This window comes from Chryseobacterium scophthalmum, assembly GCF_900143185.1.
Taxonomy (GTDB): Bacteria; Bacteroidota; Bacteroidia; order Flavobacteriales; family Weeksellaceae; genus Chryseobacterium; species Chryseobacterium scophthalmum.
The window spans coordinates 806,274-821,521 of the sequence record NZ_FSRQ01000002.1 but is presented as its reverse complement, the minus strand read 5'-3'; the positions used below and the strand labels follow the sequence as shown (position 1 = coordinate 821,521).

13 protein-coding genes are annotated in these 15,248 nt (G+C 34.1%); 4 read left to right on the top strand and 9 right to left on the bottom strand.

Annotation, left to right across the window (positions count from 1 at the left end; translation table 11 throughout):
* Window positions 1-169 precede the first annotated feature (169 nt).
* Window positions 170-2,878 carry a hypothetical protein gene (locus tag BUR17_RS13970; protein WP_074230956.1) on the top strand — a complete coding sequence of 903 codons (2,709 nt, stop codon included), beginning with the start codon at window positions 170-172 and terminating at the stop codon, window positions 2,876-2,878.
* Window positions 2,879-2,920: 42 nt separating this feature from the next.
* On the opposite strand, the gene BUR17_RS13965 is transcribed toward BUR17_RS13970, so the two are convergent.
* From BUR17_RS13965 to BUR17_RS13925, 9 genes are all read right to left on the bottom strand, one after another.
* Window positions 2,921-3,760, bottom strand: a complete 840-nt coding sequence (locus BUR17_RS13965; RefSeq protein ID WP_074230955.1) for a GLPGLI family protein — start codon at window positions 3,758-3,760, stop codon at window positions 2,921-2,923.
* Window positions 3,761-3,851: 91 nt separating this feature from the next.
* Window positions 3,852-4,337: a low affinity iron permease family protein gene (locus BUR17_RS13960; RefSeq protein WP_074231256.1), complete on the bottom strand. Its 486-nt coding sequence runs from the start codon at window positions 4,335-4,337 to the stop codon at window positions 3,852-3,854.
* A 130-nt stretch (window positions 4,338-4,467) separates the two neighbouring features.
* The gene (locus BUR17_RS13955; protein WP_074230954.1) at window positions 4,468-6,732 is read right to left on the bottom strand and encodes a TonB-dependent siderophore receptor; all 2,265 of its coding nucleotides are present in this window, start codon (window positions 6,730-6,732) and stop codon (window positions 4,468-4,470) included.
* 137 nt (window positions 6,733-6,869) lie between these two features.
* Window positions 6,870-7,697, bottom strand: coding sequence for a GLPGLI family protein (locus BUR17_RS13950; protein ID WP_074230953.1), 828 nt, complete (start codon window positions 7,695-7,697; stop codon window positions 6,870-6,872).
* Window positions 7,698-7,881: 184 nt separating this feature from the next.
* Window positions 7,882-8,187 carry a 30S ribosomal protein S10 gene (gene rpsJ / locus BUR17_RS13945; protein WP_002661363.1) on the bottom strand — a complete coding sequence of 102 codons (306 nt, stop codon included), beginning with the start codon at window positions 8,185-8,187 and terminating at the stop codon, window positions 7,882-7,884.
* Between the two features lie 19 nt (window positions 8,188-8,206).
* Entirely contained in the window at window positions 8,207-10,324 is a 2,118-nt protein-coding gene (fusA, locus tag BUR17_RS13940; RefSeq protein WP_074230952.1) for an elongation factor G, read from the bottom strand.
* Window positions 10,325-10,330: 6 nt separating this feature from the next.
* Window positions 10,331-10,807: a 30S ribosomal protein S7 gene (gene rpsG, locus BUR17_RS13935; protein WP_027387226.1), complete on the bottom strand. Its 477-nt coding sequence runs from the start codon at window positions 10,805-10,807 to the stop codon at window positions 10,331-10,333.
* 23 nt (window positions 10,808-10,830) lie between these two features.
* Window positions 10,831-11,244 carry a 30S ribosomal protein S12 gene (gene rpsL, locus BUR17_RS13930; RefSeq protein ID WP_027383325.1) on the bottom strand — a complete coding sequence of 138 codons (414 nt, stop codon included), beginning with the start codon at window positions 11,242-11,244 and terminating at the stop codon, window positions 10,831-10,833.
* Between the two features lie 173 nt (window positions 11,245-11,417).
* Window positions 11,418-12,821, bottom strand: coding sequence for a hypothetical protein (locus BUR17_RS13925; RefSeq protein ID WP_074230951.1), 1,404 nt, complete (start codon window positions 12,819-12,821; stop codon window positions 11,418-11,420).
* Between the two features lie 124 nt (window positions 12,822-12,945).
* Between BUR17_RS13925 and BUR17_RS13920 the strand changes: the two genes are divergently transcribed.
* The 3 genes from BUR17_RS13920 (at window position 12,946) to BUR17_RS13910 (ending at window position 15,218) form a co-directional block, all read left to right on the top strand.
* Window positions 12,946-13,422: a Dps family protein gene (locus BUR17_RS13920; protein WP_074230950.1), complete on the top strand. Its 477-nt coding sequence runs from the start codon at window positions 12,946-12,948 to the stop codon at window positions 13,420-13,422.
* Window positions 13,423-13,518: 96 nt separating this feature from the next.
* Window positions 13,519-14,697 carry a nicotinate phosphoribosyltransferase gene (gene pncB / locus BUR17_RS13915; RefSeq protein ID WP_074230949.1) on the top strand — a complete coding sequence of 393 codons (1,179 nt, stop codon included), beginning with the start codon at window positions 13,519-13,521 and terminating at the stop codon, window positions 14,695-14,697.
* A gap of 11 nt (window positions 14,698-14,708) precedes the next feature.
* Window positions 14,709-15,218: a YciI family protein gene (locus BUR17_RS13910; RefSeq protein ID WP_228418743.1), complete on the top strand. Its 510-nt coding sequence runs from the start codon at window positions 14,709-14,711 to the stop codon at window positions 15,216-15,218.
* Window positions 15,219-15,248 lie beyond the last annotated feature (30 nt).

Below are 15,248 nucleotides of genomic sequence, written 5' to 3'. Positions count from 1 at the left end.
ATGATGGAAGTTTTCAAGTATGCATAAATTAAAAATCCGTGCAAATCTGTGTGATCTGTGGGAATTATTTTCTCTTGCAGCTTATACATTTAAAATTATGAAGAAGCCTTGTCAAGGTTTAAAACCTTGACAAGGCTTTCAAAAAACAAACAAAACACTAAAAATTAATATGAAAAAGTATATCATTTCACTTGCGGTTGCATCGCTTTTCTACACCAGAACTGAAGCTTGTGCATGGTCTGATCCTGATCATGAGTATTTTAATCTTTTCACGCAAAGCATTATAAAAGACAAATCATATCTTCCTTTTTTACATAATTATTCTGATCGATTTTACACCAATTACAAATCTTCTCAGATTCCTGATGAAAATATAGAATCGTGGAGAAAATTTTTTGGCAATCAAATTAGCTATACAGAAACCAATTATCTGGTCAACAAAATCTCAATGGCAGATTTAAATGATTTAAAAAAAGGTAATCCCAATAATCAGTTACTTAAAAAATTAGGACCTGGTTTTTATACAAAATACCGTGAAGCAATCGATTATTTAATTGAAGCAAAATATCTGGAACCTTACATGAAGATTAATTATGTAGAAAGTCCGGATTCTTTTTATTACCGCGAAAATGAAAGTGAGAAAAACGCGAACCAATTAGATTACAACAAAACTGTTTCGGCTTTAACCTCTTTATACAACGCAACTAAAAATCCAGAAATCAAACAGCGTTACGGTTATCAGTTTGTGAGATTTAATCATTATACGAGAAATTTTGATGCAGCTTTGGAGGCATTTAAAAAATACGTACAACCCATTTCGTTAAAAGGCGCAGCTTATTATATGGCGCTCGATCAATTGGCGGGAGCGCAAAGAGGTATGGAAATGGGAAGTGAGGCCAACTGGAATTTTTTTCAGGTTTTTATGAAATCTAAAAGCCGTAAAGAATCTGCATTTATATCAATGAAACTTTCAGACACGGCTTCTTTCAACAACATTATGAAACGAGCCGGAACGAATGAGGAAAAGAATATGGCGTATTTTCTTTTAGGCTATGAAGATTTTACCAATCCTATTCCGATGATGGAAAAGATGTACGACATCGATCCCGATTCTGAAATTCTGAAAGTAATGGCTGCAAGAAGCATCAATGAACTGGAAAGAAATTATCTTCCAACCTATTATTATGCTTCAAAAGATTCTAAATCAAATTCAGATAAAAAAGGGAACGTAACAGCCGAAAAACCGGAAGTCAAGAAAAAGGAACTGAGTTTCTGGCAGAAAATAGTTCTATTCTTTAAAAACCTTTTTGGTGGTAAGAAATCTGACAAAACCAATGATAAATCTGAGCAAAGTAATGATGAATTGTTTGAAAATCCGGACAGGATTCCAACATATGTAAAGAACAATGCTTATTATTATTCTCAGGATGAAAATCAAAAAGATTTCTTAGATGATCTGGAAAAATTCACCGCCAAAACAAAAGAAAAATCTAAAGATGAATATTGGCAGATTGCAGATGCTTATTTAAAATTCCTTAAAAAAGATTATGAAGAAAGCAGCGATATTTTAGCAGATATTAAAACAAGCAATCCGGAATATCTTGAAGAGATCAAAAGAATGAAAGTGCTGAATGATATTGTTTCGCAACCCAAAATTGATGCAGATTACGAGGACCATTTAATGAAAGACTATGCAGAATATTTTGTGGAAAAAAAACAAAAAAGAGACAGTATATGGATTGAAGAAAATATTTACGATTATTATGGTGAAGCTCCGTCAACTGCAGATTTCCTGAAAGATGTTTTAGCCAACCGTTATTTTCTTCAAGGCGAAGACGGAAAATCTTACCTGATGAATAATAAACTTTCTGATCTTCAGTACAACCCAAATTCAAGCCTGGTAAAAAGTATTGAAGAGTTTTACAGAAAACCGAATAAAACTCAATTTGAACAACAAATTATTGCCAAAAACCTTGATGACGTAGGAAATATTGATGCCTTTTTTGCTAACATTTATGGTGACAGAGCAATGAGACTGGCTGATTTTGATAAGGCAAAATCGTATTATCAAAAAGCAGTAAACTTCTCAGGAATTCCGAGAGACAATTATGAAAAATATAATCCTGAAACCGGAAAATATGAAAAACTGGTTTACAATGGTGAAAATTATGACGGTTATCGAAATATTCCGAATTTAGTTTTCGGACATAATGTTTGGGAAAGCTTCCAAAGTTCTGAATCACAAAGCATGAAAGCGGAAGATTACACCGTATTTCCATTCATCAAAAACAAAATGAATAAACTGGAATTGGCAGATGCATTAATTCAGCTTAAAAAAATCGGAAACGGAAAAGATGCAAAAGCAGCTCAAGCTAATCAGTTAATCGGAAATCTTTTGTACAACACTTCAATTCTTGGATATTACAGAGAACTTTTTGTGATGGATGTCGACAACAGCAACGGCGGAAAATATGATTTCTGGAATACAAAAAGAGAAAATCCGTATCAGTATTATTACAAGAATTTCACGTACACGACTTTTATAGAACCTGATAATTTTGATTTAGCGATTAACTATTACAAAAAAGCGTACGACCTTTCTAATGACAGAGAACAGAAAGCAAGAGTGCTTTTCCAAATGGCAAGTGCAGAACAGGGAAAATATTATCAGTATGAAGCCAAAAACCAAGCAAACATTGACTATGCTGATCCGAAATGGTCTGAGAAAAACGATGCTCACGAAAAACAGATGGCTGATCTGAAAAACCAGAAATACAGAACTTACTTTACACAGCTCAAATCTCAATATTCAAATACAGAAACCGCCCGCGAACTGATGGGAAGCTGTACGTATTTTGATTATTTTATGAAGAGATAAACTATAAAATTAAAGCCTTACAGATTTTGTAAGGCTTTAATTTTATTCTAATTCAAAAGGGTCGTAAAGAAGAGGTTTTGATTTAACCACCATCGGTGAACCATCTTCATTTACAGCTTTACCATGAAATGCACCCGGGTTATCGTGATACGTTTTCTCAACTTCTCTAAACTTTGCTCTGCCTATTTTCAGGATCTCTTTATCGTTTCGCAGATAAATATCCATTGGTTTTTTATCTATTCCAACTGCTGTAAAATGATATTTATTCTGTGAATCTTCAAGCTCTAAAATCAAACCTGGCAATCCTTCAAAAACATACGGCCCATTGTTTATGGGAACTTCCGTTGCGTACCAAGCGATAAATTCTCTTCCTCGATATTTTACGGTTGCCTTTTTACAGTTATAATCAAGAATTTTTTTCGATTCGTTATGAAGTTGCCACTTCAATTCCGGCTGAATTTCTTCATACTCATATTTTGTTTTATATCTTTTTTGATAAATAACTTTTTTATCGGCTACAGATTTTAAACTTTCCATACTCCATAAAGGATTGTACATAAAAAGCTGATTCATTTCTTTCGCACCGACACTTTCGAGATGAGAAAATTTTTCAAACAAAGAATCTTTCTGTAATGTTTTTGTATCGCTGAACTTTGAATAGTTTTCTCCAATTTGTAAAATACAAAACCCTTCTCTCGGATTTTGAGAAACCTTTGTGTCTTTTAAAAATTTAAACTGATAATAAATATTAAGATTACTCTTCTCAAAAACCTTTGCACTGTAAGATGATGCTTTCATCGAAAAATCACCGAGAATTTTAGTTTGCTGAGCAGAAATTAAAGCCGAACAAAAAATCAAAATTGAAATAAAAACCTTCAACATATAAAATAACTTTAGACACAAAAGTAAGATGAAAAATTAATTTGCTCTAATTTATTGTTGATAAAAACACTTCGGTGTGATAAATTAAAAATTACTTCTTTTGTTTCGATAGCCATTCTTCATGCTTTCTTTTAAAAAACTCATGTTTATAATCCTGATTTCTTTTTGCAGCATCTATAGAATGTGAAGCATGAATGTCCTCATCTTCTTCAGCAAAATCAGCGAGCTTTTCGTAATAGCAATGTAATTGGTCGAGCTCTTTTTCTGTCAAATCTTCGATATCAACAATTCGGTTGCTTGCTTTTTCGTTGGCAGCGATCAATTCATTTAATTTAATCTGAATCGCTTTAGAATCTTTATTTTGAGATTTCTGAATCAGGAAAACCATCAGAAAAGTAATAATGGTTGTTCCGGTATTGATCACCAACTGCCAAGTTTCGGAATAATTAAAAACCGGGCCCGAAACTGCCCAAATTACCACGATGGCAACCGCTCCCAAAAACGCATACGAACTGCCCGTAAATTTGGTTGCCCAGTTTGAAAATCTCTCGAAAACACTGCTATCTGATTTTGCCATTATTTTTTTATTAAAAGTAACAAAAAACATGCATCTGTATAGACAAGTATTCAATTAAAAAAAGGAAAGCCTCTGAAAAAATTCAGAGACTCTCCCGATATAGATAAAACTATTACTTGAAAATTATCTATTAAAACTTATAATTGATTTGTGCTGAGAAATTTCTCGGCTGAATCTGGTCAATATATCCACCTCTGAAATAAGAACTATATCCTACTGCATCGAAGATATTATTAAAGAAAACTCTTAAACCTAATCCGTTTTTCAACTGATAACCGACTTGAGCATCTACGGTTGTATATTCTGGCATATCAAAAGGCTTTGTTCCGGCTTCAACACTATTTAAGTGACCTGCAGTAAAAGTTTTCTGAGTCCATTCATCAACCGGACGTTTTCCTACAAAATAAATTCCAGCACCTACATCAAGGCCATCTAGAACTCCTTGATTGAATTTATAATTCAGCCATCCATTTGCAGTATGCTTAGGAGCATTCATCGGAGCTGAACCGTTTATGTACGCCGGACTATCTTGATATTGCGCATCTAAATATGCCCATCCAGACATAATTTGTAAGTTGGGTAAAATTCTACCTATCAACTCAACTTCTACACCTTTTCTTCTTAAATTCCCTGCCAAACCGTAAAGAATGTTGTTATTATCATCTCTTACGGGTTGATATGCCTGATTTAATATTTGGAATGATAAATTATCTGTATTAATGTCAAATAAAGTCACATTAAATCTTAGTCTTTCGTTAAACCAATCTGATTTAATTCCTGCTTCCCACTGTTTTGTTTGTGAAGCGCCTACATTTCCACCTCCCTGCAAAATATTATTTACAGAACGTAATGATGTTGTTGTGGTATAAGATCCAAAAACATTTACATTTTCAAATGGAGAAACAATCAAACCTAATGAAGGATTCCAAGTGTCTACAATTCGATTTGCTGAACCATTTAGTCTGCTGTATCTGATTCCTAAATGTGCTTTAATGTATTTTCCGAAAGACATCACATCTTGAGCCATCGCACCTATACTTGGAGTTAAGACTGGATTTGATCTTCCCAGATTTTCATAAACTACATTTACAGGAAGTGTATTGGGAATAGAACCATTCACTACATCAAAAGTATCTAAAGGATTTGCAGGATAGTTTATACCTCCAATTTTTGTAGCACGTGCTGTGATTAGGTTTTGTGGAGCTATTGAATTTTTATAAGCATTGTAAGTAACTGCTGAAGTTTCTGTTTCTCGCCAATCAAAGCCAACCTGGAATGTGTGGTTGATAAAGCCTGTCTTTACATCCTGACCAATGAAGTCAAACTGTAAAACTCTGTTTATATCTTCTGACTCAGATTTTCCTATTACCCTTTGTCTTATATTATAATTAGTATCTCCAGTCGGCAATGAAATTGATGAAGCTTCATTATCTCCATTATTATTTGAGTTGATGAACGCAGCTCTTACCTTAAATTTATCATTAAGTTTTCTAACAGCAGTCGTTGCAAAATTAAAAGTTTCTGTTTTGTTATAATCGGAAGTATATCCTAGAAATTTTCCTTTCGGCATATGGTACAAAGCTTCTATATCACCTGTCGCCGTATTTATTGTCCCTCTATCTGGAGTTCTATTATCATTAAGATAATCCATTTCAACATTGATCTCGGTTTTATCATCCGGACGGTATGTAATTGATGGATTTATATATATTCTTTCGGCTCCAACATGAGTTCTGAAAGAATTATTATTTTGATAAGCTCCATTAAATCTTACTGCAACTTTACCCTGAGAATCTAAAACTCTCTGAAAATCTACAGTCGGTCTGTAAAAATCCCAACTTCCGTATCTGAAACCTACATTCGTTTGGTTGATAAACTGAGGACGCTTGGTTACTACATTAATAACTCCACCTGCAGATCCCAAACCGTTACCAACCCCTTGGCTTATAGCAGCAGAGCCTTTAATAACCTGAATACTTTCTACACCCTGCATATCAGTTATCATTCCTGCAGTACGAAAATCAGAATCCATTTGCACACCGTTTTTCAGAACAGGAACACCACGATAGCCCCTTATAGACATACTTTCGTTTGCACCTCCATAACTTGAAAACAACGTTACTCCCGGAACATTTTTTGCAACATCAGTTACGGTAAGACCTCCTAATTGCTCGATAACCTTATGAGATACTACTGAAATACTCTGTATTTGATCTCTTGTTTTTAGAGGCAAACGTGTAATTGCATCTAAACCTTGAGGTTGCTTTTTTTTCTCTCCAAAAAGTTCTACTTCTTCAATCGTGGTTTCTTTTCTGATTGTATCATTTGCTTTTTGTTGTGCTTTAGAAAAAGCTACTCCCAAAATTAGCAATGAAACAGATACCGTTTTTTTCATTTCATAAATTTGAAACAAAAATATTATTTTTATTAATTCTAAATAAATTATATGGAATGACAATTGTCACTTATGTTAAATTTATGCCAAATTACGTCGCTTTTTTAGAGAATGATCAAAAATATGTGATTGGCGTTTTAATTTACAGGGTATTTTATCGCTTTATCAATCTCGATTGGGTTGTTTTCTTTGAGCATTGCTTTTCTTCTCTCATCAGACATTCCTTTTAGCTGGTCTAAACTTTTTATCTGAACACTCGAAACGTAAAAGGTATTTTCAGGATTTGTATTAGACTTAAAGGCTTCCGCAATATCCTGTAGCGGATTATTGTAAAGTTCTAACTGTTTTTTAGCAATGACTTTCTCAGTCACGGAAAGTGGTTTTTTCCCAGCAAAACTTTCAAGGAATTTGGCTTCATACGTTTTAGGAAACTTCATACTTTTTGAAAGCTTAAACATAAAGTTATTTTTGTCGTCTTCAATCTCGAAAATCAATCCCGGAAGTCCACGGAATTTGTACGGACCTTCGCTTAGATCAACGTCTTTAGAGAACCATGCGATCCAATTTCTTCCCCCAAAAGTTGTGGTTGCTTTTTGTAATGTATATTGACCATCTACTTTTGTATCATTCAAAAGTTTCCATGTCATCTTGTCTGTTGATTTTAAAGAGAATAAATCATTCAATAAAATCAATGAAGTATTTTCAAAAGAACCTTTTTTTCTAATAAGAGCAGGAAGATGATCGTCCCATCTCGATACATGCTGATCTCTAATAATATTTAAAGAATCTGTTTCTGCATAAGAATAAGGATAAAATTTAACATTATCAGGATTGACATCCAAGATCATATTTTCGGCAGTCAATTCTGTTGCTGTTGAATCTAATTTGTAGTGAAACTGATAAACGAATCGATGTGTTTGTGCTGAAATGATTAAAGGAAACAATAATAAAATTAGTTTTTTCATATATTAATTTTAATCAAAAATATCAATACTGTTTGAATTAATATTAATTTATTACTAAATATTTAGTTAAAACATTTTTAAAATTTAAACAAAAAAAAATCCCTCTTCTTTCGAAAAGGGATTTAATATTTAAGGTGTTGCTAAAAAACTTCCGACTTCCATCATCCATCTTCCAGCATATTTATCACACTTTAATTTCAACGTCAACTCCTGAAGGAAGTTCTAATTTCATTAGAGCATCAACAGTTTTAGAAGAAGAAGAGTAGATATCCATCAATCTCTTGTGAGCTGATAATTGGAACTGCTCTCTTGCTTTCTTGTTTACGTGCGGAGATCTCAACACTGTGAAGATTCTCTTATTCGTTGGCAATGGAATTGGTCCGTTTACAACAGCACCAGTAGCCTTTACCGTTTTTACGATTTTCTCAGCAGACTTGTCTACCAAGTTGTAATCGTAAGATTTTAGTTTTATTCTGATTCTTTGTGACATTTCTTGTACTTTAAAAAAATTAACCTTTTGCTTTAGCAATGATATCTTCAGCAACGTTTTGAGGAGTAGCTTGGTACTTCTCTAATTCCATAGAAGAAGTAGCTCTTCCTGATGAAAGTGTTCTTAGAGTAGTTACATAACCAAACATTTCAGACAATGGAACTGAACCTTTGATAACAACGGCACCGTTCTTCTCTTCTTGTCCACTGATTGTACCTCTTCTCTTGTTAAGGTCACCAATGATGTTACCCATATATTCTTCCGGAGTTACAACCTCCAATTTCATAATAGGCTCCATAATTACTGGCTTAGCAGCACGTCCCGCTTCTTTAAATCCTAATTTAGCAGCTAATTCGAAAGAAAGAGCATCAGAATCTACCGCGTGGAAAGATCCGTCTTTAAGAGTAACTTTAATACCTTCAACTTCGAAACCAGCCAAAGGACCGTTCTTCATTGCAGCTTTAAAGCCTTTTTCAATTGCAGGAACAAATTCTCTAGGAACGTTACCACCTTTGATCTCATTGATGAATTCTAAACCAACTTTACCTTCGTCAGCAGGTCCTAGTTCAAATACAATATCAGCAAATTTACCTTTACCACCAGATTGTTTTTTGTAAACTTCTCTGTGCTGAGCAACTCTTGTAAGATTTTCTTTGTATTCTACCTGAGGTTGACCTTGGTTAACTTCAACTTTGAATTCTCTTCTCATACGATCTACAATGATATCTAAGTGAAGCTCACCCATACCAGAGATAATCGTTTGTCCTGAAGCCTCGTCAGTTCTAACCGTAAACGTAGGATCTTCTTCAGCCAATTTAGCTAGAGCGTTACCCATTTTATCTTGGTCAGCCTTAGTTTTAGGCTCAACAGCGATACCAATTACCGGATCAGGGAAAACCATCGATTCTAGAACGATTGGGTTTTTCTCGTCACACATAGTATCACCAGTTTTGATAGATTTGAAACCTACAGCAGCACCAATATCACCAGCTTCAATATATTCTACTGGGTTTTGCTTGTTAGCGTGCATCTGATAGATTCTAGAGATTCTTTCTTTATCTCCTGAACGAGTGTTCAAGATATAAGAACCTGCATCTAGTCTTCCAGAGTAAGCTCTAAAGAATGCCAATCTTCCTACGAAAGGATCGGTAGCAATCTTAAATGCCAATGCAGAGAAAGGTTCGTTTACGTCTGGCTTTCTGAAAATTTCAGCGTCAGTTCTTGGGTCAGTACCTTTGATATCATCTTTATCCAATGGAGAAGGCAAGTATTTACATACTGCATCCAACATAAACTGTACTCCTTTGTTCTTGAATGAAGAACCACAAGTCATTGGGATAATAGATAAATCGATAGTAGCTTTTCTAAGAGCTTCGTTGATTTCGTCTTCAGAGATTGAATCTGGATCTTCGAAGAATTTCTCCATCAAAGTATCATCATAATCTGCAACAGCCTCAACTAATTTCTCTCTATATTCTAGAACTTCATCTTTCATATCTTCCGGAATTGGAACTACCTCGAAAGTAGCACCTTGTCCAGCTTCATCCCAGATGATCGCTCTGTTTTTAATTAAGTCTACAACACCTTTGAAATCTTCTTCAGCACCGATTGGTAAAACGATAGGAACTGCGTTTGATCCTAACATAGTCTTAACCTGGTTTACCACGTTAAGGAAGTCAGCACCTTGTCTGTCCATTTTGTTTACAAATCCCATTCTTGCAACTTTGTAGTTGTCAGCAAGTCTCCAGTTTGTTTCAGACTGAGGCTCTACTCCATCTACTGCAGAGAATAAGAATACCAATCCATCCAATACTCTCAAAGATCTGTTTACTTCTACTGTGAAGTCAACGTGTCCCGGTGTATCGATGATGTTGAAGTGGTAAGGCTTAGTATCAGCTAAAGGTTTTCCTTGGTCTGTTGGAAAGTTCCAAGAACAAGTAGTTGCAGCAGAAGTAATAGTAATACCTCTTTCTGCTTCCTGCTCCATCCAGTCCATTGTAGAAGCACCATCGTGAACTTCACCAATTTTGTGGTTTACACCTGTATAGAATAAAATTCTTTCTGTAGTGGTAGTTTTACCAGCATCAATGTGCGCAGCAATACCAATATTTCTTGTAAATTTAAGATCTCTACCCATTTCAGATTAGAATTTAAAGTGTGAGAAAGCTTTGTTAGCTTCCGCCATTTTGTGAGTATCTGATTTCTTCTTGTAAGCAGCACCTTCTTCTCTTGAAGCGGCAACTACTTCATTAGCTAATTTCAAAGCCATAGACTTATCATTTCTCTTTTTAGAGTAGCTAATTAACCATTTCATTGCCATAGAAATTTTTCTATCAGCTCTGATTGGCATAGGAATCTGGAAGTTTGCTCCACCTACTCTTCTAGAACGTACTTCTACGTGAGGCATAACGTTAGTTAATGCATCTTTCCAGATTTCAAGGGCAGTCTTTTCAGTTTCTCCTTTTTTAGTTTCTACGATATCTAATGCATCATAGAATATTTTGAATGCGATTGACTTCTTACCGTCAAGCATCAAGTTGTTTACGAATCTAGTTACCAATTGATCATTAAATTTTGGATCTGGTAACAACGGTCTTTTTTTCGCTTTTGTCTTTCTCATTGTTTCTGTACCTTATTTAATGATTATTTTTTCTTTCCTTTAGCCGGTGCAGCTGCAGCTTGACCTGGCTTAGGTCTCTTAGCTCCGTACTTAGATCTTCTTTGAGTTCTTCCGCTTACTCCAGCAGTATCTAACGCACCTCTTACGATGTGGTATCTAACTCCTGGTAAATCTTTTACTCTCCCCCCGCGTACCAATACTATCGAGTGCTCTTGAAGATTATGTCCTTCACCTGGGATATAGGCGTTAACTTCTTTACCGTTTGAAAGTCTTACCCTTGCAACTTTTCTAAGTGCAGAGTTAGGTTTCTTAGGTGTGGTAGTATATACTCTCGTACATACACCTCGTCTTTGTGGACAAGAATCAAGTGCAGCCGATTTACTCTTCTTGGTAAGTGCGACTCTTCCTTTTCTAACTAATTGTTGAATAGTAGGCATTTAATTGCTTTTATTTTAGGGTGCAAAAATAATAATAATTTTTTAATTGACAAGTAGTTATGTAGAAATAATCTTAATAATTAAAATTTCATCATATAAACCCTAAAACTTTAAGCAATAGCAGGATTAAAGAAAATCTATAAAAATTAAGAGTAAAAAAAAACAGAAAAGTGCTAATCTAAACTAAGTTGAGACGTATATAAAACTTCAGATTTATTTCTCACAGTATCATTCATCAACCATTTTATTTTAGGATTAATGCTACCTGCTATACTTTCTTTTATTTTACCTTTCTGATTGTTGGTATGTTCATACTGAAAAGATTTATTGATTACAGGAATTTGATATGTAGTAAAAGTTTTCAGGCCTGTTTCATCATTAAAAAGATATTTTTTGTCTTCAAATTTTGGCATTTGAGCTTTAATCTGACTTCTTTTCTTCAAATAATTAGCCGGTGACTTTAAATTATACAAAGTAAGAAAAGCAAAAAAGAAGCAACTAACTCTCAATATCCACTTATCATTTTTTTGATGCTTAAAATAAAGAATAAGAAAAGAGAAAAATAAACAAAAGTTAGCAGCTGCCAAAAGCCTTACGTTCATCTCCTCAATTTGCTGAAACCATCCTGAAATCAACAAGGTAACACAATATACAGCCGCAACAACCCACAATAAAACGTGAAAATAATAAAGTGAAGTTTCTTTTGCTTTTCTGTAATATCTAAGGAAATAAATAAAAATAAACAAGTCTATTATTAAAACAAAAAATTGAAATGCAATGCTCGCCAAACTATTGGAAGCAGGTTTTAAGCCAATAAATGGATCAATCACATTACTTACACCCAAAAGATCACGCAATATATATATAGGTAATATTACACCGGGAGCACCTCTTAAATTTTCACCTGTAAAGCTTCCGAATTTTTGAAAATTAAAAAACAAATAACCTCCTATACCTAAACCTGCAAACAGTAAAAATAAAAAAATCCCGTAAGTATAATTTTTATCTTTTATCTTAAAAAAAGCAAATACAAAAAAAAACAAAATACCTAAATAAATATATATTCCCGAATATCTTACACTAAACAAACCGATCATCATTACAGAAGCTAAAATAACATTGCTGTAAAAATGATCCTTTTTTGCAAATAATTGATGTAAAAAATAAATAAGAAAATAGAGGAAAAATATAAAAGGTCCTTCTGACATCGCCTGAATAAAAACAAAGAAAAAAGTTTTGCCCGCAAAAAGCAATACCGTTTCCCTAAAATAAAACTTTTTGTAATAAGAAAACAGCAGAATGCATACTATAAAAGACAAACTCAAAAATTTATATGCCCAAAAATAATCCTGAAATACAGAATGATACAATTTCAACATTATAGGATATCCTAAAGGAAAAAGATTAGTCTCGGGATTCGGTAAATCTGCTGCAATACCAAAATATGACAAACTGTCTGAACCAATTCCGCCGTACAACACAAAAAATGTCTGCAAAAAATAAATCAAAACAATAATTACCGCTAAAATCCCATACTTTTTGAAAGAGCGGTCATCTGTATTTAGAAAAGTTTCCATAGGACACAATATTAAGAATTCCCTTTCAAATTATTAAAAAAAACTCTCCAATAGTTGCCATCTATCATACCAATCTCGTTTCGGCACAATATTTCCTGCATTAGAATTATCAAAAAATAGACTTATGAAAAACGCAAACATTATCGGTTTAAAAGAAGCCGACTGCCAAAACATTTCAGAAAAACTGAATATTTTACTTGCTAACTATTCTGTATTTTATCAGAATACAAGAGGTTCTCACTGGAATATAAAAGGAGAACAATTTTTTACGCTGCATCCTAAGTTTGAAGAATTATACAATAGTTTAGTTTTAAAAATAGATGAGATTGCAGAACGTATATTAACTTTAGGAGCAACTCCGGCGCACAATTATTCAGATTACCTTCAGGTTTCTACCATTAAAGAAAGCAAAGAAGTAAGTGACGGTAATAAAAGTGTAGAGATCATTCTGAATTCTTTCAAAGTGGTGATCGATTTGCAAAGAGAGCTTTTAGATATTACAGACAAAGCAGGTGACGAAGGTACCAACTCGCAAATGAGCGACTATATTACAGAGCAGGAAAAAGAAGTCTGGATGTACAATTCTTATTTAGGGAAGTAAAAACAAGACAAAAATCATTACAATATTTAAAAAATCGTCTTACATTTAGACGATTTTTATTTTAAATAAACTAAATTTGTGTTAAAATTACACAATATGCAACATATGACGTTTAACTCAATTCTAGACAACGATTTTTATAAAATTACCATGCAAAATGCGGTGGTAAAACTTTTCCCAAGTCAAACTGTAAAATACGAATTTATCAATCGTGGGAAACATCATTTTCCTGAAGGTTTTGATCACGCTTTAAGAGAAACTGTCAACAAAATGGCAGAGCTCAAACTGACTAAAGATGAGAAAAAGTTTTTAGCTAAAACCTGTCCTTATTTAAACTTACCTTATCTTGATTTTCTAGAAGGCTATCATTACGATCCATCTGAAGTAAAAATTGTACAAACAGGAAATGATCTATCGGTTACTGTTGAAGGACTTTGGTACCGAACCATTCTTTGGGAAGTTCCCTTACTAGCTTTGATTAGCGAATTGCATTACGAAATGAATCACATGGAAAGAGATTCTAACGAAATCGTAATGGCAAAAACGCTGGAAAAAGCAGATTCGCTAAACAAGCTGGGAGTTAACTTCGCAGAATTTGGTACAAGAAGAAGACATTCTTATAAGGTACAAAATTTAGTAATGGAAGCTTTAACCCAGAAAAAAGACTCTACATTTATAGGAAGCTCCAACGTACATTTCGCCATGAAATACGGCGTAAAACCAATTGGAACCCATGCTCACGAATGGTTTATGTTTCACGGAGCCGAGTTTGGATTTAAAATGGCCAACGAATTAGCCCTTGAACATTGGGTTGATGTTTATCGTGGGGATTTGGGAGTCGCTCTTTCAGATACTTATACCACTGATGTTTTCTTCCAGCAATTCGATAAAAAATTTGCAAAACTTTTCGACGGAGTTCGTCACGACAGTGGTGATCCGCTAGAATTTGCCGACAAAACCATTGCCCATTACAAACGACACGGAATTAATCCTTTATTTAAATATATTATTTTTTCTGATGCTTTAAATCTTGAAAAAGTAGAAGAGATCACCAATTACTGTAAAGGAAAAATCGGAGTTTCTTTTGGTATAGGGACCAACCTTACGAATGATGTCGGTTTAAAACCAATGAATATCGTCATGAAACTTATCGGCGTACAATCTCTCAACAACGAATGGATTCCTACCGTAAAACTTTCTGATGAACATGGAAAATACACTGGTGACCCTAAAATGATTGAATTAGCAAAAGAGTTTTTGAGGATTAAAGATTAAAAACATTTAATATGATGAAAAATTTATTTCTACTTATAGCAATTTCTTTTTCTTTCACTTCTTGTTTTATCTATACAAAAGGTGAAGATGGAAAACCCGGAAAAGATGGAACTTCTGGTGTTTCAAAAATAGGTTTCAACCAAAAACTGGCAGATTCTTTAGGAGCAGATAAATATGGTATGAAAGCTTACACCATCGTAATGTTGACAACCGGCTCTGCAAAAATTGATGATAAAGAGAAAAAAGCAGAATTAATGAAAGGTCATATGGAAAACATCGGCAAACTAGCTAAAGAAGGTAAAATCATCGTTGCCGGACCGTTCTTAGAAAAGAATAAAGAAAATTACCGCGGAATGTTTATCTTCAACACCAAGTCAAAAGAAGAAGCCGAATCTTGGGTAAAAACCGATCCCGCCGTTGCGGCCGGAATTTTCAGTTATGACATATTCTCTTGGTATGGCTCTGCAGCGCTGCCTTTGTATTTGAAACATCATGATGAAATTTCGAAAGAGAATCCTTAAAATACTAACCTCGCAAATCTGCGAGGTTTT